At 73.7% G+C, this 25,205-nt stretch carries 26 protein-coding genes; 15 read left to right on the top strand and 11 right to left on the bottom strand.

All coding sequences use genetic code 11. The features are described from left to right. Nucleotides 1-82: 82 nt before the first annotated feature. A complete protein-coding gene (locus ACFU74_RS22955) occupies nt 83-547 on the bottom strand; it encodes a hypothetical protein (RefSeq protein WP_380759637.1) in 465 nt (154 codons plus the stop codon). Between the two features lie 473 nt (nt 548-1,020). Here ACFU74_RS22955 and ACFU74_RS22950 point away from each other — a divergent pair, with 473 nt between their 5' ends. Next, on the top strand, nt 1,021-1,530 hold the full coding sequence (locus ACFU74_RS22950; RefSeq protein WP_380759635.1) for a DUF6624 domain-containing protein: 510 nt from the start codon (nt 1,021-1,023) through the stop codon (nt 1,528-1,530). Nucleotides 1,531-1,588: 58 nt separating this feature from the next. Then, nucleotides 1,589-2,143, top strand: a complete 555-nt coding sequence (locus ACFU74_RS22945; protein ID WP_380759633.1) for an AAA family ATPase — start codon at nt 1,589-1,591, stop codon at nt 2,141-2,143. A 76-nt stretch (nt 2,144-2,219) separates the two neighbouring features. Here the strand turns inward: ACFU74_RS22945 and ACFU74_RS22940 are convergent, their stop codons facing one another. Continuing rightward, nucleotides 2,220-2,954: a hypothetical protein gene (locus tag ACFU74_RS22940; RefSeq protein WP_380759631.1), complete on the bottom strand. Its 735-nt coding sequence runs from the start codon at nt 2,952-2,954 to the stop codon at nt 2,220-2,222. Between the two features lie 311 nt (nt 2,955-3,265). Here ACFU74_RS22940 and ACFU74_RS22935 point away from each other — a divergent pair, with 311 nt between their 5' ends. The 3 genes from ACFU74_RS22935 (at nt 3,266) to ACFU74_RS22925 (ending at nt 5,613) form a co-directional block, all read left to right on the top strand. After that, complete coding sequence (locus tag ACFU74_RS22935; RefSeq protein ID WP_380759629.1) at nt 3,266-3,556, top strand: PASTA domain-containing protein; 291 nt, start codon at nt 3,266-3,268, stop codon at nt 3,554-3,556. Between the two features lie 311 nt (nt 3,557-3,867). Beyond that, nucleotides 3,868-4,989 (top strand): DUF418 domain-containing protein, encoded by a 1,122-nt coding sequence (locus ACFU74_RS22930; RefSeq protein WP_380759643.1) that lies wholly within the window; start codon nt 3,868-3,870, stop codon nt 4,987-4,989. Between the two features lie 219 nt (nt 4,990-5,208). Then, nucleotides 5,209-5,613: a hypothetical protein gene (locus tag ACFU74_RS22925; RefSeq protein WP_380759627.1), complete on the top strand. Its 405-nt coding sequence runs from the start codon at nt 5,209-5,211 to the stop codon at nt 5,611-5,613. Between the two features lie 144 nt (nt 5,614-5,757). Here ACFU74_RS22925 and ACFU74_RS22920 read toward each other — a convergent pair whose 3' ends face one another. Beyond that, a complete protein-coding gene (locus ACFU74_RS22920; protein WP_380759625.1) occupies nt 5,758-6,684 on the bottom strand; it encodes a GNAT family N-acetyltransferase in 927 nt (308 codons plus the stop codon). A 134-nt stretch (nt 6,685-6,818) separates the two neighbouring features. Here ACFU74_RS22920 and ACFU74_RS22915 point away from each other — a divergent pair, with 134 nt between their 5' ends. Continuing rightward, nucleotides 6,819-7,484, top strand: coding sequence for a nitroreductase (locus tag ACFU74_RS22915; protein ID WP_380759623.1), 666 nt, complete (start codon nt 6,819-6,821; stop codon nt 7,482-7,484). Nucleotides 7,485-7,523: 39 nt separating this feature from the next. Here the strand turns inward: ACFU74_RS22915 and ACFU74_RS22910 are convergent, their stop codons facing one another. Both ACFU74_RS22910 and ACFU74_RS22905 read right to left on the bottom strand, forming a co-directional pair. After that, a complete protein-coding gene (locus tag ACFU74_RS22910; RefSeq protein ID WP_380759621.1) occupies nt 7,524-7,709 on the bottom strand; it encodes a DUF397 domain-containing protein in 186 nt (61 codons plus the stop codon). 2 nt (nt 7,710-7,711) lie between these two features. Then, on the bottom strand, nt 7,712-8,587 hold the full coding sequence (locus ACFU74_RS22905) for a helix-turn-helix domain-containing protein (protein WP_380759618.1): 876 nt from the start codon (nt 8,585-8,587) through the stop codon (nt 7,712-7,714). Between the two features lie 141 nt (nt 8,588-8,728). On the opposite strand from ACFU74_RS22905, the gene ACFU74_RS22900 reads away from it, so the two are divergent. The 3 genes from ACFU74_RS22900 (at nt 8,729) to ACFU74_RS22890 (ending at nt 11,112) form a co-directional block, all read left to right on the top strand. Continuing rightward, a complete protein-coding gene (locus ACFU74_RS22900) occupies nt 8,729-9,178 on the top strand; it encodes an ATP-binding protein (RefSeq protein ID WP_380759616.1) in 450 nt (149 codons plus the stop codon). A gap of 267 nt (nt 9,179-9,445) precedes the next feature. After that, nucleotides 9,446-9,862 (top strand): hypothetical protein, encoded by a 417-nt coding sequence (locus tag ACFU74_RS22895; protein ID WP_380759614.1) that lies wholly within the window; start codon nt 9,446-9,448, stop codon nt 9,860-9,862. Nucleotides 9,863-10,026: 164 nt separating this feature from the next. Further along, entirely contained in the window at nt 10,027-11,112 is a 1,086-nt protein-coding gene (locus ACFU74_RS22890; protein ID WP_380759641.1) for a serine hydrolase domain-containing protein, read from the top strand. Between the two features lie 3 nt (nt 11,113-11,115). Here ACFU74_RS22890 and ACFU74_RS22885 read toward each other — a convergent pair whose 3' ends face one another. Further along, nucleotides 11,116-12,159 carry a M4 family metallopeptidase gene (locus ACFU74_RS22885; RefSeq protein WP_380759612.1) on the bottom strand — a complete coding sequence of 348 codons (1,044 nt, stop codon included), beginning with the start codon at nt 12,157-12,159 and terminating at the stop codon, nt 11,116-11,118. On the opposite strand from ACFU74_RS22885, the gene ACFU74_RS22880 reads away from it, so the two are divergent. The 3 genes from ACFU74_RS22880 to ACFU74_RS22870 all read left to right on the top strand — a co-directional run bounded on the left by ACFU74_RS22880 (nt 12,131) and on the right by ACFU74_RS22870 (nt 14,727). Then, nucleotides 12,131-13,678 carry an alpha/beta hydrolase gene (locus tag ACFU74_RS22880; RefSeq protein WP_380759610.1) on the top strand — a complete coding sequence of 516 codons (1,548 nt, stop codon included), beginning with the start codon at nt 12,131-12,133 and terminating at the stop codon, nt 13,676-13,678. The genes ACFU74_RS22885 and ACFU74_RS22880 overlap by 29 nt on opposite strands. A 140-nt stretch (nt 13,679-13,818) precedes the next feature. Then, a complete protein-coding gene (locus tag ACFU74_RS22875) occupies nt 13,819-14,283 on the top strand; it encodes an SUKH-4 family immunity protein (RefSeq protein ID WP_380759608.1) in 465 nt (154 codons plus the stop codon). A gap of 141 nt (nt 14,284-14,424) precedes the next feature. Next, complete coding sequence (locus tag ACFU74_RS22870; protein ID WP_380759606.1) at nt 14,425-14,727, top strand: cupin domain-containing protein; 303 nt, start codon at nt 14,425-14,427, stop codon at nt 14,725-14,727. Nucleotides 14,728-14,732: 5 nt separating this feature from the next. Here the strand turns inward: ACFU74_RS22870 and ACFU74_RS22865 are convergent, their stop codons facing one another. The 3 genes from ACFU74_RS22865 to ACFU74_RS22855 all read right to left on the bottom strand — a co-directional run bounded on the left by ACFU74_RS22865 (nt 14,733) and on the right by ACFU74_RS22855 (nt 17,200). Further along, on the bottom strand, nt 14,733-15,968 hold the full coding sequence (locus ACFU74_RS22865; RefSeq protein ID WP_380759604.1) for a hypothetical protein: 1,236 nt from the start codon (nt 15,966-15,968) through the stop codon (nt 14,733-14,735). Nucleotides 15,969-16,159: 191 nt separating this feature from the next. After that, nucleotides 16,160-16,540 (bottom strand): hypothetical protein, encoded by a 381-nt coding sequence (locus ACFU74_RS22860; protein ID WP_380759602.1) that lies wholly within the window; start codon nt 16,538-16,540, stop codon nt 16,160-16,162. Between the two features lie 93 nt (nt 16,541-16,633). Further along, entirely contained in the window at nt 16,634-17,200 is a 567-nt protein-coding gene (locus tag ACFU74_RS22855; protein WP_380759599.1) for a hypothetical protein, read from the bottom strand. Nucleotides 17,201-17,473: 273 nt separating this feature from the next. On the opposite strand from ACFU74_RS22855, the gene ACFU74_RS22850 reads away from it, so the two are divergent. From ACFU74_RS22850 to ACFU74_RS22840, 3 genes are all read left to right on the top strand, one after another. Further along, nucleotides 17,474-20,245, top strand: a complete 2,772-nt coding sequence (locus ACFU74_RS22850; RefSeq protein ID WP_380759597.1) for a BREX system ATP-binding domain-containing protein — start codon at nt 17,474-17,476, stop codon at nt 20,243-20,245. Nucleotides 20,246-20,353: 108 nt separating this feature from the next. Beyond that, on the top strand, nt 20,354-21,331 hold the full coding sequence (locus ACFU74_RS22845) for a helix-turn-helix domain-containing protein (RefSeq protein ID WP_380759595.1): 978 nt from the start codon (nt 20,354-20,356) through the stop codon (nt 21,329-21,331). 101 nt (nt 21,332-21,432) lie between these two features. After that, entirely contained in the window at nt 21,433-22,479 is a 1,047-nt protein-coding gene (locus ACFU74_RS22840) for an alpha/beta hydrolase (RefSeq protein WP_380759593.1), read from the top strand. 44 nt (nt 22,480-22,523) lie between these two features. Here ACFU74_RS22840 and ACFU74_RS22835 read toward each other — a convergent pair whose 3' ends face one another. Next, on the bottom strand, nt 22,524-23,048 hold the full coding sequence (locus tag ACFU74_RS22835) for a DoxX family protein (RefSeq protein ID WP_380759591.1): 525 nt from the start codon (nt 23,046-23,048) through the stop codon (nt 22,524-22,526). Between the two features lie 96 nt (nt 23,049-23,144). Further along, complete coding sequence (locus ACFU74_RS22830; protein WP_380759639.1) at nt 23,145-25,013, bottom strand: amidohydrolase; 1,869 nt, start codon at nt 25,011-25,013, stop codon at nt 23,145-23,147. Between the last annotated feature and the right edge of the window lie 192 nt (nt 25,014-25,205).

Here is a 25,205-nt window from a genome sequence, read left to right as displayed (position 1 = left end):
CCCCGCCGCCGCGCTGTGTGGTGGCCGCCGGGCTCCGCGGACGGGTTCCGCGGAGCCCGGTGATCACCGGTCGGTGCTCAGGTCAGCAGGGGATCGGGGTGCTGACGGTGACCGGGGACGGGTACCAGCCGAACTTGGACACGCTGAAGGTGCCGCTGACGACGTTGTTGCACGGCACGGTGGCGCTCGGGCCGTTGACGGTGACCGTGCTGGCGAGGAAGTTCACGCCCTGGTTGACGGTGCCGAGCGAGGCGCCGCCGACGACCTGGCCGGAGAGGGTGGTGATGAGGTCCTGGGGCTGCGGCGGGTAGCCGGGGGACGGCGGGCCGGCCAGGGCGATGCGGCCGAGGAACTGGACGTTAGTGCCGTTGACGGAGGCACAGACCTGGGTCTGGAGACCGCTCTGCAGCGACCACGGGCTACAGGTCTCGAAGGTCGCGGTCGTGGTGGCGGTACCGGTGGTGGCGGCCTGGGCCGGAGCGGCCATCAGCGCGGCGGTGGCCATGCCCGCCGCGATCACGGTCAGGCCCTTCAGGGAACGGTTCATCGGGAGCTGCTCCTTGTTGACGTGGTAGTGCCCGGCGCATTGCCGGGCGGTGAATCTCATCTGACATGTGAAATTTCACATGTCAGATGAGATGATCTTGCACCAGTTCTGAAGCCAGATGGGGTTCCTGACGATGGACAGTGCGCATCAGGCTGGAAAATGACCTTCGATGGCGAGATCGCGCCGAAGCCAGCCGCGGCGGGAGCCGTACAGCTGCCGGCTGTCGGCTGTGGTGCGGGACCGCCGGGGGCAGGCCGACGTTATGTGCCAGGGCGCCGGCCGATCACGACCGCGCGTCCGCCTCCGTCGCGGTGGCCGAACGCGACGAGGTCGTACTCACAGCGCGGTGATGGATCAAGTATCCCAAGGCCCGGACGTGCCTGTCACCGTTCTCCCGGAGGAGATTTTGTCGTGGTTTGCACACCTAGGGTGGCGGATGGCCGGCGATGACTTCGAACTGACTTGGAGTAGGGATGACATCCGACCTTGCCGCGGTGGCTGCGGAGCTCAGCGTGATGGTTGCGGCAGATCACGAGGCGGCGCGGCATGCGAACAGCGACGACCCGGCGGAGCAGTTGGCATGGCGGCGCTTGACCGCGCAGCATGCCGACCGGCTCGGCGAGATCATGGACGCAATCGGCTGGCCGACCGTGGAACTCGTCGGTGAGGACGCCGCCCGGGCCGCGTGGCTGATTGCGCAACACGCCGACCGGCAGCTCGACGTCCAGCGGCGCGCGCTGCGGTTGATGGAGCGGGCCGTGGCCGACGGCGCCGCCAGCCCGCGCGATCTTGCCTTCCTGCGGGACCGCACCCTGGTGAACGAAGGGAGGAGGCAGATCTACGGCACGCAGATCGCCGGAGTGAAGGACGGCTCACCGGTCCCGTGGCCCTGCGAGGAACCCGAGCGCATGGACGCACGTCGCGCAGAGGTCGGAATCCCGCCGTTCGCCGAGTACGTCGCTCAGTTCCAGTTGAAGGACTGACAACGTCTCGTGCTATCAAGGCCCTTGTCACCCAGGTCGGCCAGGTCAGGGGGAGGAAGTGCAGGAGCTCGGTTCCGCGGTGGTGCTGATCACCGGGGTCATGGCTGCCGGAAAGTCCACCGTCGCGCAACTGCTCGCCGAGCGGCTCCCGCGATCCGTCCACCTCCGTGGCGACGGCTTCCGGCGCATGATCGTGTCCGGGCGCGAGGAGTTCACGCCGCAGCCGTCCGCCGAGGCGACGGCGCAGCTGCGTCTGCGGTACCGGGCTTCCGCTGCGGTTGCGGACCTCTACGCGGAAGCAGGCTGGACCGTCGTCGTCCAGGACGTCGTGCTGGGCGAGCACCTCGACGCCTACCTCGACTCGGTGACCGCCGAACCGCTCTACCTCGTCGTCCTCGCGCCGGCCCCGGACGAGGTCGCGCAACGGGAGGCCGGCCGCCGCAAGCAAGGCTACGGAGGCCCCTGGACGGTCGCGGCCCTCGACGAGGCCCTGCGCCGTAGCACCCCGCGCAAGGGGCTCTGGTTGGACACCTCGCATCAGACACCCGACCAGACCGTGGACCGGATCCTCGCCGACCTCGCCACGGCACGCGTGGACACCCCTCGTCGCTGACCTCTCCGGACCCTCCGGCCCGAACCCGGTCCCACCCCTCCCCCGAGAGGGTGGGACCGAGGGCCTCACGGTGCCGCTACCGGCCGGACGGCTTCCGGGGCTGCAACTCGGTGTGGTGGACGTCGAAGCCGCCGCGTATCACCGGCGCGAACGGGGCCGGGGCCATGCAGGTGCCCACCACCGGCTGGTAGGCCTGCCCGTCCTCCCCGACGTCGAGGTTGGCGACACCCCAGGAGAATCCGAGGCGACCGCCCTCCCGTCCGTCGCCCTGGAGGATGCTCAGGCCGATCCGCGCCTTGCCACCGCCGGTGTCCGGCGTGGAGACCATGGCGGTCAGCGTGGCGACCGGGCCGCCGGTGCTCAGGCAGTCCACCTCGCCCACCGTGCTGTACACCTTCCCGGTGCGGGCTTCGCGGTGGGAGAAGCGGATCGTGCCCCGGGCATCGGTGGGCAGTCCGTCCGCCGCACCGGTGCCCGGGACGGGCCGGGTGTAGGGATCCGCCCGGGCATCGACGGTGAACCAGATCTCGTCGTCCGGGGAGAAGGCGTACGAGATCCGGCCGGTCCCGCTGACGCTCGCCGGACGCCCGGGCTTCCCGCCCCGCTGGTCGGCCGCGGCACCGTCGGCCTTCGCGGTGTCGACGGCTGTGGCGCCGACGGCTGCGGTGCCGACGGTCGCGGCGTCGGCGGGGGCCGCGCCGTTGGCGGAGGCCGGGGCGACGCCCGCGAACGCCGCCAGGACCAGCCCCCCGGCGACGGCGGCCCGGATGGCGCGGGCGGCGGCACGACTGGGGGTGCGAGTGCGGATCACGGTGGCTTCCCTCCCTCCCGACGGCCCGGGTGGCCGTCGTTCTGACGCCTTTGATCCTGCTCTCCGCACCCCCCTGCCCACATGTGCCGATCGGCAGGGTTTTCGGTGCTCGTTCCGCCTCCGCACCCTGCCGTTCGGCACCCCCAACGGCCCGGAGCGGCCCAGGAGTCCGGATGCCGGTCGTCACGTCGACCCGACCCATGAGAGGGGCCCGGTGCCGTGACCGCATCCGCCGCATCCACCCACCGGGCCGGCCCGGGGTCTTCCCCCTGCCGGGGATCGACGAGATGGTGTACCCAGGGGAGGGCGACATGAGCTGGATGGGACCAAGCACCGCCGACGAGGTGACGGTTCCCGACGTGGTCGGGCTGATCGTGACCGACGCGCGGAGAGTCGCCTGGGAGGCCGGCGTGGTCATCGCCGCCGCCGACCCCGACGGGCCACCGGTCCGGGCACTGACCTGGCCCGGAGTCTGGGTGGTCACCGCCCAGGATCCCGCCCCCGGCTCCCGGATGCGCCGCCGGGGCTCACTGGTGATCGAGTTCGAGGAGGTGCCCGGCGGCGAGGCGGAGGACCGGGAACCGCGTCCTCCGGCGCCCTGAAGCCGCGGCTCCGGCCGACGGGGCGGCCTGACGGAACATCAATGCGCGGAGCGGAAAGGTCGGTTGCCCTAGGGGAACGTCTCGTGCTTGCGGCGGACAAACGCGCGTTCGAGTACGCCCGCCGATGTACACCGCAGTCCTCACCGGTCACGAGGTGCCGCGGTGGCGGTGTCGGCCACGATGAGGTCGGCGTCCGCTGAGAGGTGTTCCAGGTGTCCGACCATGTACCGGCCCGCCCGTCCGTCACGGTTCGTCCGGACCGGCTCGTCCTGCCCGATGTGCTGAGGGGCGTCGCGATCCTGGGCACGTTGATGACCAACGTGTGGATCTTCGCGGCGCCCGGTGGCGAGTGGGGCGCGTTGACCGGTGCGACGTCCGGTGCGACGTTGAGGGACCTCTTGGACGACCCCTCGCTCGCGTCGGCGGCGCAGACGTTCTTCCGTCTCGCGGCGGACGGCAAGTTCCTCGCCCTGCTCACCGTGCTGTTCGGGGTGGGCCTGGCGATCCAGTACGACTCCGCCCGTCGTCGCGGGCGGCCCTGGCCCGGGAGCTACCGGCCCCGGGCGTGGTTCCTGCTGGCCGAGGGCACGGTGCACTTCGTGCTGGTGTTCGCCTGGGACGTCCTGATGGCGTACGCGCTGTGCTCGCTGCTGGTCGCTCGCCTGCTCGCCGCCTCCGACCGGGTGCGGCGGGTCGTCTTCCGGTCGGCGGTGGCCTTCCACCTGGTCCTGATGACCGCCGGGAGCATCGTCCTGGCGCTGGGCGACGAGGCGTCGGCGACCGGGTCGGGTCCCGATGCCGCCGTGGTGGACCTCTACGCCCACGGGAGCTACGCCGACCAGGTCTCCTTCCGGCTGGCCAACGTCCTCGCCCTGCGGATAGAGCCGGTGCTCAGCTTCGCCCTGCTGACGGTCCTCTTCCTCCTCGGTGTCCGCCTCCACCGGGCGGGCGCCTTCGCTCCGGGCGAGGAGGGCCGGCGCATCCGCGGCCGGCTGCTGGCCTGGGGTCTGGGCATCGGGCTCCCGCTCACGCTGGCCGCCTCGCTGGCCGGATCGCAGGGCTTCCTGGTCCAGCGCTACGTGGCCGCCCCCGTCCTCGCCCTGGGCTACGCGGGCCTGGTCGGTGTGATCCTGGACCGCTTCGCCCGTCCGCCGCTCATCGGGAGCCTCACCGCCGTCGGCCGCACCGCGCTCTCCTGCTACGTCGGACAGAACCTGATCTGCATGCTGGCCTGCTACGGGATCGGTCTCGGCCTCGCCGAGCGGCTGCGGGACAGCGGCCCGTGGTGGGTGATGGGCCTGTGGGCGGGAGTCTGCCTGCTCCTGGTGCTCGGCGCCCGCCTCTGGCTGCGCCGCTTCCCGACCGGCCCACTGGAGTCCGTCCAGCGCCGGCTGCTGCACCGCGCGGTGCCCGCCGCCGTGCCCCGGCCGTGATCCGGCGACGCTGTCGAAGGCCCCCCGGGTGGTCGCCGCCACCCACGCGGGCGGCAGCGCCGTCCCGGACAGCATCGTGACCAGCCCGGACAGCTCGCGTCCGTCCGGGACGGCCGGCCGCCGTTGCGCCGGTTGGTGAGCGCCAGCAGGCTCCGTGCTGCCGGGTCCGACGAACCGGCCGGTGCAAAGGCACTTCCTGACCGGAACGAATGGGGAACCATGAAGCAGAAGACCGGAAGACTCGTCTCGGTAGTGAGCGGATCACTGCTACTGGCCGGCTGTCTCGTGGGAGGCACCGGCGCCGCGAGCGCCACCTCCCGGAGCGAAGCGGGCGTGCAGTCCTGCTACGACTACGCGCATTCCTACTTCAAGCCCCTCGGGAGTTTCGCCTACCCGACCGGCAGCGGCGTTCTGACAACCACCGGCAACTGCGGCGACATCAGCATCAAGCCCAACACCAACCGCTACGTCCGGGTGTGCTTCCTGAGCTCGGGATGCCAGGACTCCTACAAGCTCGCAACCGCGGGCTCATGGAACGTCATAGCGTTCTACGTCGCGGACAACAGCGACTTCTGGTTCGACTTCAGGTCCGACGCACAGTCGACCGGGTCCTGGGCGGCCTGACCTGCTGCCGGAACGCCCCGTCCCCGGCAGCTCCAGTGCCGGGGACGGGGCGTTCCGGCCGCCGAGGTGCCCGACGGCCGATGCCGTACAGCCGGGTTCTGTCGGGTGCGCGCGGTGTGGGGCCGGGCCGTCGGGCGGGGCGCGCTACCTGGTGGCGAGCGCCTTGCCGTAGACGGCGGAGCTGTGGCGGACCGTCATGCCCACCCCCTGGTAGAGGGACAGCGCGCCGGTCTCCGAATGGGTCCACAGCGTGCACGTGTGGCGGCCCCGGCGGTGGAAGGCCCGGAACGAGGCCCGCAGCAGCATGCGGGCGATCCCACGGTTGCGGTGGTCCTTCCGGACGGCGACCCGCTCGACGTAGCCCTCGTCGGTGCCCGGGACGTTCAGCGCCAGCACGGCACCGACCATCTGCTCGCCGGCGAACGCCACGGGGGAGAGCGCGGGCGCGAAGGTGTCGAGTCCGACGGTGTGCCGGGCCCACTCCTCGTAGGGCTTCCGCCGCTTCTGCCACTCGTCGAACGCGTCCTCGGTGAGCTGGTACGCGGCCCGTTCGTCACCGGGGCGGAAGAACCGCCACGTGATGCCGGGCGGCGGGCCGGGCACCTCGGGCTCGGCGGGCAGTTCGATCTCCAGCTGCCACTGGGTGACGAACGGCTCGTACCCGCGCGACCGCAACAGCTCCACCGCCGCCCGGTCGTCGTCCGCGAGCGTCTGGCTCAGCCGTTCACCACCCGCCTGCCGGGCGCGCGCCTCGGCCCAGTCGAGCAGCGCGCTGCCCAGCCCCTTCCCCTGGTGAGCGGGGTGGACGTCCACGGCGCTGCGCCGACCACCGTGCACCCAGGCCCGGCCGACGAGGAGCCCGGCCGGGTCGTACACCAGCCGGGTGTCGAGGGCCGGGTCGAGGCCGGGCAGCGCGAGGTCGGCGGCGACGCGGTCGGCTTCGGTGGTGGGACCGCCCGGTAGCGCGCGCTCGCGGGCGGCGACCAGCGCGTGGACGGCGCGGGCGTCCGCGACGGTCGCCGCCCGCCACTGGTAGGGCGTCGGGAGTGAGGGGGGAGACAGATCGGCCATGCCGTGACTCTGGTCCAACCGGTCTCGTTCTGTCGACTCGGATACGGGCGGGCGTTCGCCGCGAAGTCCACGAAGGCCTGCCGAGCGGCGTGCGTACGGTGGAGGGGCCCGGTCGAACGAGAGGACGCGAAGACGTGGATGTGTATGAGGCCGTGGACAGTCGCCGGGCCGTGCGGGCGTTCAGCGATGAGCCCGTGCCCAAGGAGGTGCTCGAACGAGTGCTGACCGCGGCGACCCGGGCCCCGTCCAGCGGGAACCTCCAGCCGTGGCACCTGTACGTCGTGACCGGTGAACCCTTGGCGGAACTCAAGCGGACCGCGACGGCCAGGGCGCTGGCGGGGGACCCCGGCGACGAGCGCGAGTACCCGATGTACCCGGACGGGCTGGCCTCGCCGTACCTGGACCGCTTCGCTGCTGCCGCCGCCCAGCGGTACGAATCGCTGGGGATCGAACGCGACGACCCGCACCGGCCCCGGAAGATCGCCGCCTTGAACTCGGAGGCGTTCGGGGCGCCGGCCGTCCTGTTCTGCTACCTCGACCGGACGATGGGGCCCGGACAGTGGGCCGACGCGGGGATGTACCTGCAGACGGTCATGCTGTTGCTGAGGGCCGAGGGGCTGCACAGCTGCCCGCAGGTGATGTGGACCGTGTACCGGGAGACTGTCAGCCGGGCAGTCGGAGCCGATGGCGGACTCGTGCTGTTCTGCGGCGTCGCGGTGGGGTTCGAGAAGGAGGGCGTGCCGCAACTGCGCACCGGGCGGGCGGACATGACGGAGACGGTCAACTTCATCGGAGCGTGACCACTGGCAGCCGCGATCGGCAGGACAGGCCTGGAGCGGTCAGATGTCAGCCTTTGCGGCGAAGTCGACGAACGCCTGCCAGGCGGCGGGCTCGAAGGTGAGGTGGGGGCCGGTCTTGTCCTTGGAGTCGCGGACGTGGACGGTGCCGGGCGTCTCAGCGACCTCGACGCACTGGACCTCCTCGTTGCTGCTGTAGCTGCTCTTGAACCACGCGAGTTCGGCCATGACTACCGCTCTCCCAGAATCTGCTCGATCAGGGTCAGGGACTCCCGCATGGTGAGCGCCTGCCCCCTCAGGGTGCCGTACCGTGCAGCCATCCTACGGACCTCAAGCGGGTCCGTGATGAGCCTCGTTACATGCTGAACCGCCACGTATGCGACCTGCGCGCGGGCGTTGGGCGTGAGCAGGGTGAACGAACCGCCCATGCCCGCGTTCTCCGTTCGGTCGAGCGGCATGACCTGCAACTCCAGTCCGCGGATCTCGGCAACCTTGAGCAGGTGGCGCAACTGGGCCTGGTGCACGTCCTGGCCACCCAACGGGCGGCGCAAGACGCTCTCATCGATCACCCAGCTCATGACCGGCAACGGCCAGCGGTTCAGGATCTCCTGGCGGGACATACGCGCGGCGACCCACTCGTCGACCTGCTCGACGGAGAGCCAAGGCCTGCGCATGTCGTACAGCGCCCGAGCATGTGCCTCCGTCTGAAGCAGCCCGGGAATTTGCAGGCTGTTGTACTCGTGGATCTCGATCGCCTTCGACTCCTCGGACGTGAAGGCGCGCGCGAACGCCGGGTGCCGCTCGCTCACCCGGATCTTCGCCTTCATCACATCATCGGCGATGAGTTTCAGCGCCCCGCCCGCGCCCACGGCGTCGTCGACCTTCTCCAGGATCTCGACTCTCGGCGTCCGCTTCCCCCGCTCGACCGCGCCGAGCATGTCCTCGCTGTAGCCGATGATGTCGGCCAGTTCGCGCTGCGTGAGTCCCGCCCGCTCGCGGAACATCTTGATCAACTTGCCCACGGCGCTGTAGAACTCCGCGACCCCGTCCGAGTTCTCCGCCGTCTCCCCGTCGTCGAAGACCGTACGCTCGACACCACTAACCATGGGAATCACCCCTGCTCACACGTGTTTGCGACCGAATGATCCGAGCCGCCCCGACCGGCCGACCCTCCGCGTCCGCACAGGCACGCTCCGTGCTTGCCGAACTCGTGGTCAGCGTACGTCCGGGCCGCCACGATTTTCTCCATGACGACCGAAATCCCGCTCGACAACCCCCGCCGTCACACCATCACACTCGCCGCCACGCCAAAGGGGGCCTGCCTCTGTCGCTCCGTAACGAGACGTCAACTCTCGATCTGGGGAGTCGATTCCACGTTCGGGGAGTCGTTCCAATCCGCTCTGATCATCGTCGCGGAGCTGGCGTCCAACGCGATCAGGCACGGTCGCGTTGCGGGGCGCGGATTCGAGCTGCACCTCTGTCTCACCACCCTTGTGCGCCGGGGCGCCACCCTGCGGATCGAGATCTCGGACTGCCGGGGCGACCGCCTCCCGGTCCTCGCCGCCCGCAGCTCGGACGCCCAGTCCGGCCGGGGGCTCGTGCTGATCGACGCCCTCGCCGACCGCTGGGGCACCGTTCCCCGCCACCCCAACGCCAAGACCGTCTGGGCCGAACTCGACCTCGCCGATGCCCGCTGAACCCCGCGATAGCGGCGGGAACGCCGCACTCTGCACCGTGCTCCCGTTCGTGCTCCTCCTCGCCCTCCTGGTGTGGGCCTACCCCCTCACCGCCCGCCACCACGGCGAGCACCGCCCCGTTCCCCGCCCCACCTCGACCGCCACACCACCCCGTTGACCCTGGTGGAGTGGGGAGTCGGCCGGACCGACTTCCCACTCCACCCCGCGTGTACGGTCGTCCCGTCACGGACCACGGCCGATGCCGGACGAGGGGCAGGGAGACCACCGATGGACGACGAGGAGAGCCTGCGCCGCTTCGGGCTGCGCCCCACCGGCGCGCACCTCGACGAGATCCGCGAACTGCTCGGCGAGCACACGGAGCGCGAGCGGCGCGCTCAGGGCGAGGGCGACACCGAGCTGATGAAGCTCTGCTGCGTCCAGTTGTTCAACAGCGGCGGCCTCGACGACGCCCTCCTCGTCTGGAGCGCGAGGGAGGCCGGCTTCGACGCGGCGTGCTCGATCGACACCGAGCTCCTGCTCGGCCACGGACTCGACGCGACGAAGGCCCACCTCTCCGCTCACCCCTCGCCGTCCGCGGCGGCGGCGCTGGACCGGCTCCGCGCGCTCGAAGCGGCGGGCGCGTTCGAGGGCTTCTCGGTGGAAGAGTTCTCGGCCGGATTCGACCGGTACTACGCGGAGCAGTGAGTGACCTCCGTGTACGACCGCAGGACGACGTGGTGCGCGACTTCAGGATCACGACCGGGGCGCGCCGCTCGTCCGGGGAGCTGACGACGGTGCGTGAGGGCGCTGGTGTGCTGGAACCACACCGAACAGAGAGGCACCTCGTGAAGTCGCACCGCTTCCGCCTGATGACGGCGATCGCCGCCGTCGCCGGCACCCTGGCCGTCGCCGCCCCGTCCGCCGTAGCCGCCCCCGGGCCCGACGCCGTCCAACAGAAGCTCGACGCGCTGGTGAGGGTGGACGGGGCGCCCGGGGCCCTGGGTTCGGTCCGCCACCCGGACGGCCGGACCCGCACCTACACCGCCGGTGTGGGCGATGTGGGCACGGGGGCGAAGGTACCCAGGGACGGGCAGGTGCGGATCGGCAGCAACACCAAGACGTTCACCGCCGTCGTCGTGCTCCAACTCGTCGGCGAGGGGCGGATCCGGCTCGACACGCCCGTGGAGGAGTACCTGCCGGGCGCCGTCGACGGCACCGGCATCACCGTCCGCCAGCTCCTCCAGCACACCAGCGGGCTGCCCGACTACACGCGCCACCTCGACGACGAGGTCCGCCCCTACCAGCCCCGCGAGCTGCTCGACATCGCGCTGCGGCACCCGGCGGACTTCGCGCCCGGCGAGAAGTGGGCGTACAGCAACACCAACTACGTGCTCGCCGGGCTGGTCGTCCAGGAGGTCACCCACCGCCCCCTCGCCGCGGAGATCGACCGGCGGATCATCCGTCACCTCGGCCTGCGGCACACCTACTTCCCCGCCCCCGGCGAGGCGACGATCCGCGAGGCCCACCCGCACGGCTACTACCGGGAGTCGGCCGACGGGCCGCTGATCGACATCACGGAGATGGACCCGTCCTGGGCCTGGGCGGCGGGGCAGCTGGTGTCCACCACCTCGGACCTCAACCGGTTCTTCGGCGCGCTGGTGGGCGGGCGGCTGCTCCGGCCCGCCCAGCTCGCCGAGATGCAGCGGACCGTCGACGCCGGGAAGCCCTTCGCCCCGGGCAGCAAGTACGGGCTGGGTCTGGTGAGTTCGCCGCTCTCCTGCGGCGGGGTCCACTGGGGCCACGGCGGCAGCATCCCGGGCTACGAGACGCGCGGCGGCGCCACCGGGGACGGGCGCGCCGCGAACATCACCATCACCGTGCAGCCGGGCGACGAGGCGACGGCGCGGCACCTGGAGGCCGCCGTGGACACGGCGCTGTGTGCGATGAAAGGTTGATCTTCAGAGGACGCCGACGGTCCTCCAGGCGTCGTTGACGGCGTCGAGCGCGCCCCCGGTGCCGTAGAGCTCCTCGGCGGTGGCCACGGTGAGCTTGGCGAAGTCGGCGAAGGTGGCCTCCTCGGAGAGCTTGCCGCCGGTGGCGGCGTCGTACCAGATCCGGCCCGCCTTCTCCCACGCGTTGCCGCCGATGGCGGTGGCGGTGAGGTGGAAGGCGCGGTTGGGGATGCCGGAGTTGATGTGCACTCCGCCGTTGTCCTTGTGGATCGGCATGTCGTGGTAGTCGTCCGTATGGGCCTTCTGGGGGTCCTTGCCGAGGTTGGGGTCGTCGTAGGCCGTGCCGGGCGCGGCGAGCGACCGCAGGGCCTTGGCCTTGACGCTCGGGGCGATGATCCCGATGCCGAGGAGCCAGTCGGCCTGGTCGGCGGTCTGGCCGAGTGCGTACTGCTTGACGAGGGAGGCGAAGACGTCGGCGACGGACTCGGACAGCGCCCCGGACTGGAAGGCGTACAGGAGTTGCGGGTTCATGATCTGCCGGGTCATGCCCGCCGCGACGATGTCGAGGATCTCGTTCGGGCGTAGCCGGAAGATCTCGCCGTCACCGTCGCCGAGGACGAACCGCCGGCCGTCCCAGAACATGTTCGGGAACTTCTCGCGGTAGTGGACGGTCGCCCGCAGTGGGCCGCCCTCGCCGTCGAGGGAGTTCCTGCCGTACGCGTCGCGGAAGAACTCGAATGTGGTGCCGAGCGCGTCGTAGACGCCGTTGACCAGCTCGTCCCCGACGGCGTCATCGCCCTCGGAGCGCACCAGGGTGCCCGGGAGGCTGTCCTTGTTCCGCGCGTCGTGGACCTCGCGGCGGGGCGTGGGTTTCTCGTCCGTGTCCATGCGGTCCAGTGTGGACGGTGATCGTTCTGACACTGTGTTAATCGGCGGTTTCCGTGCACGTGTCCCGGTGCCGGCGGCCCGTACCCCCACAGGAGGACGACAGCCTGCGGTGCCGTCCCTATGGTCCAGACCTATGAGATCAAGAGCACCACTGAGAACCATCGGCCTCGCACTCGCCCTGGCGCTCGCCGGCGTCGGCGCCGGGGTGGCCGAAGCGGCACCGGAGGAGCGGCCCCGGCCGCTGGTGTGGACGGACTGCCCCGACGACCCCTCCGGGGCGCCGGTGGACCCGCGGCTGCGCTGCACCACGGTGCGGGTGCCGCTGGACTACCGGGCGCCGAACGGGCGGACCATCGAGATCGCGGTCTCCCGGCTCGCGACCGCCAAGCCGGGCCTGCGGCGCGGCATCCTGGTGCACAACGGCGGCGGGCCCGGCGTGGCCAGCCTGCACATGCCCACCTCCCAGGAGCACGGCTACCCGCAGGACGTGCTGGACCGGTACGACCTGGTCAGCTTCGACCCGCGCGGCGTCGGCCACAGCACCCCGGTCAGCTGCGGCCGGAGCGCCGCCTCGCTGCCCAACGACATGGTCTTCGCGTTCCCGGCCCCGGACGGCTCGATCGACCAGAACGTGAGCTTCGCCCGGCAGTTGGCCCGCGACTGCCTGGCCAACGGCGGCGAGCTGATCCGCCACGTGACCACCGCCAACACCGCGCGCGACCTGGACCGCATCCGCGCCGCCCTCGGCGAGCCGAAGATCTCCTACCGCAGCGCGTCGTACGGCACCTACCTGGGCGCGGTGTACGCCGAGCTGTTCCCGGGGCGGACCGACCGCGTCGTGCTCGACGCCAACGTCAGCCCCAACGTCACCTGGACCGACCGGCTGGCGACCTGGGACCGCGCCAGCGAACTGCGCTTCGAGGACTTCGCCGCCTGGGCGGCCGAGCGCGACGCCACGCTGCGGTTCGGCGCGACCCCGGCCGCCGTCCGCGCCAACTACCTCGCGCTGGGCGCCAAGCTGGACCGCGCGCCGGTGACCCACCCGGTCGCCGGGCCGGTCAACGGGAACCTGTGGCGGGCGATCTACCGCTTCGACTCCTACCACGCCTCGCTGTTCCAGGAGATCGCCGACTGGTGGCGCTACCTCGCCGACGACGGCGCCGGACCGGTCCCGTACTGGTGGATGGTGCGGGGCACCCCGGGCGTGCCCGAGGACAACGACGTGGCCGCGCTGGTGGCGGTGCTCTGCGGCGACAACGCGGCGCCGAAGGACCTCGGCCGGTACCAGCGGAAGGTCACCGAGAGCCGGCAGCGCAACCCGATCGTGGCCGGCATGGGCGCCAACGTCTGGCCCTGCGCGTTCTGGCCGGCGCCGGTGGAGCCGGCGGTCCGGGTCACCGACCGGGGGGCCGCCAACATCCTGCTGCTCCAGACCACGCGTGACCCGGCCACCCCGCTGGTCGGCGCGCTGGGCATGCGGGCGACGCTCGGCAAGCGGGCCCGGATGGTGACGGTGGACGGCGGCAACCACGGTGCCTACGACCGGTCCACCCCGTCCTGCGCGGTCGACGCTGCCGACCGGTTCCTGGCCACCGGCGTCCTGCCGCAGCGGGACCTGTTCTGCCGTCCGGACGCGACGGCCCCGGCCTCGGCCCGGGCGACGGTGGTCCGCCCGTCCTGACGGCACACCGGTCACGGACACGCCGGTGCCCGCCGGTACGGGGCTCTCCGTACCGGCGGGCACCGGGTGCGTCCGGAGGCCCGGGAGACCGGCCCCCTGGCGGGGCGCGCAGCACGGAACCGGGCCGGTAGGTTGGCGGCATGGACGATTCCGAACTCGCCGCCCTGCTGGCCGGATGCGCCGACTGTCCCTACCCCGGCGCCTGGCAGGACGCGCCGTTCCCGGAACGCGCGGTCGACGGGGTGCGCTACGCCGTGGTCGCGGTCGACCCGGGGGTGGGCGTGCTCGGGGTGCGGCGCGACGACGGCTCGCTGTGGGAGCTCCCCGAGGCGGACGGCGGGCCCCACCTGGTGAACAGCGGCGTCGAGGACTTCGCCGCCTTCAACGCGGCCTACCGGGAGGCCGCCGCCGAGGCCGACGCGTACGAGGGGCCGGGCGGCGGCCTCGACGACGCGGCCGCCCTGGAGGCGGCTGAGGAGGCGGCCGACGCCCTCACCGAAGCGCTGCTGGAACGCTTCGCCGCCCTCGACGCCGAGGCCGTCGCCGACGAGGACTCCTTCTGGTCCGTCGCCGCCGAGGAACTCGGGTACGGCATGAGCGTGTGAACCCGCCGCCGGCCGCCGCGAGGCTTTACCAAACGGTCGACCAACCGGCCCGCCCGCCCGGGTAGCGTCCTGACCCGTTCCCCTTCGAAACGGATCGCGGGCCGCTGCCGCCGGGCAGGCCGGGCCGCTGAGAGGTGTGCCATGAACCCGGTCGACCTGTACGAGGCGGCGTCCGCGCTGCCGACGCCGTGGGACTCCCGTCCGCTCGGGCGGGTGGGAACCGCCGTCGTGAAGGTGCTGAGGATGGACGGGCGGCCGCTGCCGGTCGAGGTGCACGACACGGCGGAGCTGCTGCTGGTGCTCGACGGCCGTCTCGAACTGCTGGTGGACGGCGTGGAGCTGACGATCCGACCGGGGGAGCTCCACGAGGTGGCGGCGGGTGCCCGGCACGCCGTGCGGCCGGGCAGCACGGGGACGCTGGTCCTGGTGGAGGCGGCCGGCTGAGCCGGTCAGGGCCGCCAGACCGCCGTCTGGTGGGTGGGGTAGAGGTAGCCCGGCGGGCGGTACAGGGCGAGGCCGACGACCAGTCCGGCGTTGTTGACGAACAGGGCGTTGTTGCCGGCGCGGGTCGGGTCGAGGTCGGTGACGGCGCCGCCGGATGCCCAGATCCGGCCCGACTGGTACTGGCGGGCCGGGATGCCGCTCCAGCCGTAGCCTACGGCGTGGCCGGCGTCGTTGATCCCGACGGCGATCGAGTTGCCGCCGCTCAGGGGGGTCGCGGACAGGGGGGTGAGGGTACCGTCCGGGCTCCAGCGGGCGGCCTCGGTGACGAGTTGGCCCGGGTCGGGGCGGTACTCGCCGACGACGGTGCCGGAGGCGTTGACGGCGGTCGGCTGGGTGTGGGCGCCCAGGTCGCGCAGGGTTCCGGCCGGCGAGCGGACCAGGCCGTGGCGGCTGCTGCCGCCGTCCAGCGGCCGGTCGGCGACGCCGATCACCGTGCCGGCGTTGTTGATCGCGACCGGCCAGTCGCCGCGCCCGGCGGTCGGGCCGGTCTGGAACCGGGTCGGGGTGCCGTCCGGACTCCAGACGACGCCGTGGAAGGCGCCGATGCCGGTGTAGGAGCGGCCGATGGCGATTCCGGCGGCGTTGACGCCGACGGCCACGCTGGAGGTGTCACCGGGCAGCGGGGCGAGGGCGACGGTGGTGCCGTCCGGGCGCCAGGCCACCGCGTGGGGGTCGACGGAGCTGCTGAAGGAGGTGCCGACGACGATGCCGCTGCCGCCGATCGCGGTGGCCTCGCTGTACAGGTCGCCGGGCAGCGGGGGCAGCGCGGTGGGGGTGCCGTCGGCGGCCCAGCGGACCGCGGTCGGCTGCCAGTAGTCGCGGGTGGCGGGCCAGGAGATGCCGATGGCGACATCGGCGTCGTTCACCCCCCGGGCCTGCGCGAAGTCCTCGCCCGGAAGCGGCGGGAGGGTGGCGGGCGTGCCGTCGGCGGCCCAGCGGACGGCGCTGGCCTCGCGGCCCTGGCCCGAGGCGTAGGCGTAACCGACGACGACGCCGCCGTGGTTGACCCCGGTGGGGTCGCTGTAGGGCTTCGAGGGCACCCCGGTCGGCAGCAGGGCCATGGCCGGTGCGGCGGAGGCGGCGGGCACGGCGCCGGCCGGGGAGGACCCCAGCAGCGCACCGGTGCTGAGCGCGGCGGCGGCCACGGCGGTGGCGGTCCGGCGGCCTGGGCGGATGGTCATGGCACGGGTTCCCTGTCTGCTCGGCGGCATGTCGGCCCGGCCTGCGGTGCTCGGTGTGGGCGGGCCGCTGGTGCGTGCGGGTGTGACTCTAGCCGCGGCGCCTCACCTTCGCAGGTGAACCGGCCACTCCGGTTGGCTTCCGCAGGTGAGGGGCGGTCAGAGCCATCCGAGATGGGGAGAGGTCCGTCGGCTCAGCACCACTCCTCCAGATAGAGCAGGGTCCGGCGGTCGGCGGAGACGAACTCGAAGGCCCGGTAGGTCGGGGACTCGCCCAGGTCCGCCAGCCGGTTCTTGACGGCCTGCCAGGTCCCGGCCCGGTCCTCCCGGGCGAGGCGGCGGAGCGTGGTGCCGCCGCCGCTGCCGATGATCACCGCGTCGGCCGAGGCGAGCAGCCGCTTCACCAGCCGGGGGTGGAGCGGCCCGCGGACCCTGCGCCAACGCTGCCCCTCGTCGTCGACGAACTCGGTGCTGCCGCCGGGCGAGGGCTCGCTCGCGCCGAAGGAGTACTGGACCGGCGGCAGGCCGGCCGTCAGTTCGGCCAGGGTGGCAGCGCGCGGGCGCTTCTTGGGCATGGCGCCAACCTCTCAGCCGTGGCGGCGGCGCACGTGCGCCGGGGCCGGTCGCGAGGGATCGCGGCCGGCCCCGGGGGCGGGGGAGGGGCGGGGTCAGCGGAGCCAGGCGTGGTCGCGGACGACCGGGAGGGCGGCCCAGCGGCGGGCGAGGCCCCAGGTGCGGCCGGCGCCGGTGACGGCGAGGGCGACCAGCAGCAGGGCGTAGAGCACGTGGTAGTCGAGCAGCGGATTGGTCGAACCGCTCGCGCTGCCGTCGGCGAGGTGCCGGGCGGGCGGCCACTCGGCGGCCCACATCAGGGCGAGCAGCACGGTTCCGCCTGCCGCGGCGATCCGCAGGGCGACGCCCCTGGCCAGCGCCAGCCCGATGCCGAGCAGGCCGAGCATGAACAGCCAGTCCGCCCAGGCCTGGCCGGCCATCGCGTGGAAGGTCCCGCGCAGCGGGCCGGCGGCCACGTGGCTGAGGAAGCCCTTGGTCGGTGACGCGCCGTCGAGCCAGGAACGGCCGTCGGCGGTGGAGTAGCCGAGCCCGAAGGTCTTGTCGGCGAAGGCCCAGAGGAACACCGCCCCGAGGGCGATCCGGGCGGCGGAGGAGGCGGCGCGGCGCAGGGAGGTGCCGGAGGTGCGGGCGGTGCGGGCGGCGGAGATGTGCTGAACGGCCATGGCGGGGCTCCTCGGTGGGGGCGGGGTCCACGGAGGGGACCCGGGTGCGGTCCGACGGGCGTCGGACCGGCCGTGCGGCGGAGCAGCGGTGCGGCGGTGCGGTTCATCTGCGGTACAGCCTGCCGCCCCCGGGGACGGCGGGTCTGCGGGCCGTTGGTCCCGGCCGGGGGAACAAGGGTCCCGGCCGGGATCCGGCGGCGGACGGAGCCGGTCCCGGCAGGCGATAGCCTTGGGTGCCCGGAGGCGGGCCGGCCGACCCCAGAGGAAAGAAGCGTGGCGCACGACAGGAAGGACCCGGCCCTGATCGGACGGCAGCGGGAGACCGACCTGCTGGCCGCCGCCCTCGGCCGGGCCGAGGACGGCACCGGCGGCGCCACCGTGCTGCTGCGCGGCGAGGCGGGCGTCGGCAAGAGCACCCTGCTGGCCTGGGCCGAGCGCGCCGCGCGCGAACGCGGGTTCACCGTGCTGCGCGCCGTCGGCGCCGAGGCCGAGACCGACCTCGCGTTCGGTGCCCTCCACCAGGCGCTCTGGTCGCTGCTCCAGCGCTCCGACGCGCTCTCCGCCCACCAGCGCGACGCCCTGGAGAGCGCCTTCGGCGCCCGCTCCGGCACCCCCAGCGGCTTCGCCGTCAGCGCCGCGGCCCTGGCCCTGCTCGACGACGCGGTGCGCACCGCCCCCGTGCTGCTGGTCCTGGACGACCTGCACTGGATCGACTCCTCCAGCGCCACCGTCCTCGGCTTCCTGCACCGGCGCTGCGCCGAACTGCCGCTGGTGATCGTCGGCGCCACCCGCCCGGACGGCCAGGCCGTGCAGAGCTGGGCGGCCGAGGCCGTCGACGTCCGGGCGCTGCCCCGGGCGGACGCCGCCGCGCTGCTCGGCACCCGCTACCCCGAGCTGGCCGGACGCACCCGCGACCGGGTGCTCGCCGAGGCGGACGGCAACCCGCTGGCCCTGGTGGAGCTGCCCCGGCAGCTCGCCGCCGCCCAGCAGCGCGGCGTCGCCCCGCTGCCCGAACGGCTCCCGCTCGGGCGCCGGCTGGAGCGGCTGTTCGCCGACCGGCTGGACGCGATGACCCCGGAGGTCGGCCGCCTGCTGCTGCTCGGCGCCCTGGCCGCCGGCCCGGACCTCAGCAGCGGCGCGTGGCTGCGCGCCGTCCCGGACGGCAACGTGCGCGAGACCCTGGAGCGGATCGAGGCCGACGGCCTGGCCCGGCTCGACGCCGCCGGACAGCTGGTGTTCCACCACCCACTGGCCCGCACCGCCGTGGTCGCCACCGCCTCCGACGCCGCGCGCCGCGAGGCCCACCGGGCGCTGGCCGGCACCCTCGCGCCGGACGACCCCCGGCGGCTGGTCCACGAGGCCTCCGCCGCGCTGCTGCCGGACGGCGACCTCGCGCACCGCCTGGAGGCCGCCGGGCGCGACCTCGCCCTGCGCGGCGGCGACGCCGAGGGTGCGCTGCTGCTGGAACGCGCCGCCGCGCTCAGCCCCGAACCCGACGACCGGGTGCGCCGGCTCACCTGGGCCGCCGTGATGGCCGCCCGCGGCGGACAGCTGCGCCACACCGCGGCCCTGGTGGAGGACCTGAAGACCCGCACGATCCCGCCGGACGTCGAGCCGCTGTTCGCCTACGCGGTGGTCTACGCCGACCAGAGCCACCACGTCGACTTCGCCTCCTCGGCCGCCCTGCTGCCGGCCACCCTCGACACCCTGACCGCACCGGGCGCCGACACCTTCGGCGGACTGGTCGAGCAGGCCTTCTTCAAACTGCTGCTGGCCGCCAGCTACACCGACGACCCGTGGGCCTGGCAGGCGCTGCAACAGCACCGGGACGCCGTCTCCGAGGTCGGCCGGCTCTGCCTGCTGGCCTGGACCGAGCCCGGCCCCGGCGTCGCCGAGGCGCTGCTGGCGGCGGCCGAGGACATGACCGAGGAGCAGGAGGCCGGCGCGGCCTGGCTGCTGCTCTGGACCAGCTCCGCCCTCGACTGCCCGCAGCCCGGCCTCTGGCAGCGCTTCACCGGACTGCACGGCTACGCAGGCCAGGGCTCGGTGGCGAAGGCCAAGTGCCACCAGGACTTCCTGCTCGGCGACTGGGACCGGGCCGAGGACTGCCTGCGCGAGGCGGAGATCGCCGAGGAGCTCGGCTACCGCACCAACGCCCTGCTGTTCCGCCAGTACCACGCCGCCTTCCTGGCCGGCCGCGGCGACGAGGCCGGCCTGGAGGCGGCCGACCGGGCCGTCCGGCCGACCGCCACCCGCGCCCGAATGCGCCACGTCCTCGACCGGCTGACCCATCTGCGCGGGCTGGCCGCGCTCGCCCACCAGCGCCACGAGGAGGCGTACGCGCACCTGTGCGAACTCCTCCCGCCGGGCCGCCCGGCCGGCGGCCCGCCCTGGCACCACGCGCTGGTGTTCGACCTCGTCGCCGCCGCCGTGCACACCGGCCGCCGCGAGGAGGCGCACGCCCACCTCGCGGCCGCGCGGGCGGCCCGCTCCGCGGAGATCTCCGCCCGGCACGCCTTCCTGGTCGCGGCCGCCGCCGCGGTGGCCGCCGAGGACGACGACGCCGACGACGCCTACCGCGCCGCCTACGACGTGCCGGGCGCCGGGCGCTGGACCTTCGACCTCGCCCGGCTGCGGCTGGCCCACGGTTCCTGGCTGCGCCGCCGCCACCGCTCGGGCGCCCGGGAGGTGCTGCGGGCGGCCCACCACGTCTTCCGCCGGCTGAAGGCCGAACCGTGGGCGGCGCAGTGCGAGGAGGAGCTGCGCGCCGCGGGCGACCTGGTGGTCCCGCCGCAGCGCGGACCGTCCGCCGCGCCGTCCGCCCCCGCCCTGCTGACCGGCCAGGAGCTGCGGATCGCCCGGCTGGCCGCGACCGGACTGACCAACAAGGAGATCGGCCAGCGGCTCCAGCTGTCGCCGCGCACCGTCGCGGCGCACCTCTACAAGATCTTCCCCAAGCTCGGCATCACCTCCCGGGCCGCCCTCGCCCACGCCCTCGCCCAGACCGCCGGCCGCCCTGCCGGCCGGACCGCCGGCCAGGCCTGACCTACCGCTCCGCCCGGCCGCCGCCCAGTACGGCAGTCAGATGACCTAACCCCCCGCTTGCCCCTTCGGTCAGGCTGATCGGGCAGGGATTCGACGGAAGGCGGTCAGATGGGCGTAACGGTGACGACCGCGGCGGTCCCGGACGGCGAGAAGGCGGCGTACCTGGGCGGGGCGGTGTCGCGGACGCTGGTGCCGGTCGAACTGCGCCCGCTCACCGGACGGCCGTTCGACGGGCGGCTGGTCTCGCACCGGCTCGGGTACGTGCGGGTCTCCACCCTGGAGGCGGACGCCGCCCGGTTCTCCCGCACCGCGGCCCTGATCGCCCGCACCCCGCGCAGCGAACCGCAGGTCGGGGTCGGCGTGCAGGTGTCGGGCCGGGCCGTGCTGGAGCAGGACGGCCGCCGGGCGGAGGTGGCGGCCGGCGGGCTCGTCCTCTACGACACGACGCGCCCGTACGCCGTCGACTACCCCGAGCGCTTCCGCACCCACCTGTTCCACCTGCCGCGCCGGCTGCTGGGCGTGCCGGAGCGCGACCTGCGGCAGGTCTCGGCGACGGCCGTCGGCCCGGCGGACGGGTGCGGACCGGTGCTGCTGTCCTTCCTCGACGGCCTCGCCGCCTCCGCCGACTCCTACCCCGCGCCGGTCGGCGACCGGCTGGCCGGCAGCGTCGCCGACCTGCTCAGCGCACTCGTCGCCCAGCTCACCCTGACCCGCGCCGCGGAGGAGCCGGACACCCCCAACGCGCAGCTGGTCCGCCGGGTGCGGCAGTACATCGACCGGCACCTGGGCGATCCCGCGCTCGCACCCGAGCCGATCGCCCAGGCCCACCACATCTCCGTCCGGTACCTGCACCGGCTGTTCGAGGGCGAGGGAGTGACGGTGAGCAGGCTCATCCAGCAGCGCCGGCTGGAGGCGTGCGCCCGTGAGCTGGCCCGGCGCGGCCGGACCGCGCCGACGGTCTCGGCGGTCGCCCAGCGCTGGGGCTTCGTCAATCCGGCACACTTCAGCCGGGCCTTTCGGGCAGCCTACGGCGTGCCGCCGCGTGAATGGCGGGCGCGCGGGTTAGGAGCGGAGCAGACCGGCTGACCAGGCCGGCCGCCGAGCCGGCGCGCCCACCGGATCCGACCGCCCCCGCGCCGCCGGGCGGCGCCGCAGCGCACCACCGACCGCAAGCCAGGAGCGAAGAGTTGTCCGACCCCACCCCCTTTCCCGACCAGGGACCGGTGCTCGACCGGGCGCTCCAGGAGTTCCTGGCGGCCCGGGTGGCCGACCGGTCGGCGGGGGAACCGCCGGACCTCCTCGCGCTGCTCGCCGCCGACGGCCGACCCGCCGACGGCGGGCCCGCGCGCGCGGCCGACGGCGGGGGCGGCCCGGAGGACCCGGACGGCCCGGACGATCCGGACGATCCCTACGGCACCACCACCGAGTGGCTCGCCCTGCCCTGCGGCCCCACCGGGCGGGTGTCCGTCCAGGTGACCAGGCCGGCCGGCGCCGCCGAGCCGTGCCCCGTGGTGCTGTTCCTGCCCGGCCTCGGCTGGTCGCCGGGCGACGCCGCCGGCTACCGCCGGCTGGTCCGCGAGGTCGCCCTGGGCACCGACGCGGCCGTGGTGTTCGTCGACTACGCGCGGGCGCCCGACGCGCGCTACCCGGTGGCCGTCGAGCAGTGCTACGCGGTGGTCCGGTGGATCCAGGCGCACGGCCACGAGATCGGACTCGCGGGGGAGCGGGTCGCCGCCGTCGGCGACTCCGCGGGCGCCAACCTGGTGGCCGCGCTGACGCTGCTGGCCCGCGAGCGCGGGGACGTCCGGCTGCTCCACCAGGTGCTGGTCTGCCCGGTCACCGACGCGGACTTCGACACGCCGTCCTACCACCGGTTCGCCACCGGCTACCTACTGCACCGCGACCACATGCGCCGGTACTGGGACGCCTACCTGCCGGACGAGCGGCGGCGCCGGGAGGCCACCGCCGCGCCGCTGCACGCCACCCTGGAGCAGCTCGCCGGGCTGCCCCCGGCACTGGTGGTCACCGCCGAGGCCGATGTGCTGCGCGACGAGGGCGAGGCGTACGCGGCCCGGCTCCGGGCAGCCGGGGTGCCGGTGGTGGCGATCCGCTACCAGGGCACCGTGCACGGCTTCCTGCTGCTGGACGGGTGCTGTCCGACCGGCACCGCGCGGGCCGCGCTGGTCCAGGTCGTCGACACCGTGCACGTCGCCCTGCACCGTCCCGCCCGGTAGCCCGCCGGGCCGGCCGACCCGGCGGGACGGGCGTCCGCAGGGCGTCAGTCGGCAGCGCGCGCACCGGCCGGCGTTCCCGCCGCCGGGTCCGTGCGGTGCAGGACGGCCCGCGTGAGCAGGCCGCTGACCGGCCCGGCCACCGCGGCGGCGAGCACCAGCCAGAGCGGCCAGGAGGTCAGGCCGAGGGCGTGGTCGACGGAGTGGCGGCCGGCACCGGTGAGCGCGAGCGAGCCGGTGACCACCACCAGCACCAGCGGGTACTCGTAGCCGTCGTTCTGCACCCAGAGCCCGTGCGGCACCTTGACGGTGATCGCCACCGTCATCACGCCCATGGCGACCATGGCCGCCAGCGGGGTGAGCGCGCCCAGGGCCAGGAACAGGCCCGAGCCGATCTGGCCGGCGCCGGCGGCGAGCGCGGTGAGCGTGCCGCCCCGGAAGCCGTCGTGCCGGAACTCCTCCGTGCCGCCCGTGAGGCCGTTGCCGCCGAGGCGGAAGCTCACCTTCTGTACGCCGTGTCCGGCGATGAGCAGGCCCACCACCACCCGGATGATCAGCAGTCCGGTATCCATCGTGTCCTGTTCCTGTTCCTGTCCCTGGTCCTGGTCATGGTGTCGGTAGGTGCCCGTGCCCGGCCCCCGGCGGGCGGGCCGGGCACGGTGGCGGCGTCAGAGGACGAAGCAGGGGTCGAACGGCAGCTCCCGCTCGACATCCTGACCGCGCGCGACGCGCCAGTCGCGGTGCAGCCCGGACTCGGCGACGACCTCGCCGAGCAGCTCCGCCTGGCGGGCGCCGGTGGACCGGTAGCCGCCGAAGCGGGCGACCGGGCTCCACTCGGGGCTGATCGGCGGGAGCTCCTCGTCCAGGCCCTCGTACTCGGCCGCGGCGTGCACGATCCGGCCGCCGACGACGGTCAGCACCGACTCGATGTGCGGGATCTCGTGCTCGGGCACGGTGAAGAAGTCGTCGGAGAGCACCGCGAGATCGCCGTAGCAGCCGGGCCGCAGCACGCCCTTGACGTCCTGCTCGCCGGTGAGCGCGGCGCCCGCCGTGGTGTACATCGCCAGCGCGGTCGCCCGGTCCACCCGGTTCTGCGGCGGGCGCATCGCCAGGCCGCCGACCGTGCGGCCGGAGACCAGCCAGTGCAGGGCGACCCACGGGTTGTAGGAGGAGACCCGGGTGGCGTCGGTGCCGGCGGCGACGTTCAGGCCGCGGTCCAGCATGGCGCGGATCGGCGGGGCCTCGGCAGCGGCGCCGGCGCCGTAGCGGCGGGTGAACGTTTCGCCCTGGAAGGAGAGGCGGTTCTGCACGGAGAGCGCGCCGCCGAGCCGGGCGATCCGGTCCAGGCTCTCCCGGGAGACGGTCTCCGCGTGGTCGAACAGCCAGCGGTTGCCCTGCGGGAAGAGGCCCTCGGCGGCGAGCTTCTCGAACACCGCGAGGTCGCGCCGGATCGTCTCGTCGTAGGTGGCGTGCAGCCGGAAGCCCCAGCCGTTCTCCATGAGGAGCCGGACGGCCTTCTCGAACTCGCCCTCGTAGGAGCCGAGTTCTGGGCGCGGCTCGGCGAAGTTCTCGAAGTCGGCGGCGGCCCAGGTGAGGTTCTCGCCGGCGCCGTTGAGGCGCAGCCACTGGTCGCCGTCCTCGGGGCGGACCATGTCGATCCAGCGCTTGAGGTCGTCCAGCTCCTGCCCGGCGGTCTGCGGGAACAGGTGGTAGGCGATGCGCAGCGAGAGCAGGCCCTCCCGGGCGAGCTCGGTCACCGTCGCGTAGTTCTCCGGGAAGTTCTGGAAGCCGCCGGCGGCGTCGATCGCCGAGGTCAGGCCGAAGCGGTTCAGCTCGCGCAGGAAGTGCCGGGTGGAGGCCTTGCGGTCCTCGGGCGGCAGGGTGGGGGCCTTGGCGAGGGTGGAGTAGAGGACCAGGGCGCTGGGCGCGGCCAGCAGCATGCCGTTCGGCTCGCCGTTCCGGCCCCGGACGATCTGGCCGCCCTTCGGGTCGGGGGTGGCCGCGTCGTAGCCGACGGCCTTCAGCGCGGCACGGTTGAGGATCGCCGACTGGTAGAGGTGGAGGACGAACACCGGGGTGTCCGGCGCGGCCTCGTTCAGCTCGGCGGGCGTCGGCAGCCGGCGCTCGGCGAACTGCTCGGCCGACCAGCCGCCGACCACCCGCACCCACTGCCCCCGGGGCGTGCGGGCGGCCTGCTCGCGCAGCATCGCCAGCGCCTGGCGCAGCGAGCGCACGCCGTCCCAGCGCAGCTCCAGGACGTAGCTGAGGCCGCCCCGGATGACGTGCAGGTGCGAGTCGTTGAGGCCGGGCACGACGCGCCGGCCGAGCGCGTCGACTACGGTGGTGGACGGCCCGACGAACGGGGCGACGTCGGCGTCCTCCCCGACGGCGGTGATCACGCCGTCCCGGATCGCGAGGGCGCCGGCCTGCGGGCGGCGGGCGTCCCCGGTGTGGATCCTGGCGTTGCGGACGACGACGTCGGCGGCGCTCCCGGCCGCCTCCTCCGCCGTGCGGGGGACGAGCCCGCCGACCGGCATGACAGACACCTCGGAGCCTCCTGAGCTGGGGTTGGGACCGCCGCCCGGTGCGGGCGGCGGAGGGGGTGCCGGCGGCCGAACGGGCCCGGAGGCCGGGCCCGTTCCTCCCACCGACTCCCAGACGGTAGGCCCGGCGTCCGGGGCCGAATTTGCGCACAGCGCACCGCCACCGTCCCGCCAGCGCACCCGCGC

Origin of the sequence: Kitasatospora sp. NPDC057500 (assembly GCF_042802195.1) — a bacterium.
GTDB lineage: Bacteria > Actinomycetota > Actinomycetes > Streptomycetales > Streptomycetaceae > Kitasatospora.
The sequence above is the reverse complement of the archived record's forward strand: the minus strand, read 5'-3'. Positions and strand labels throughout refer to the sequence as shown.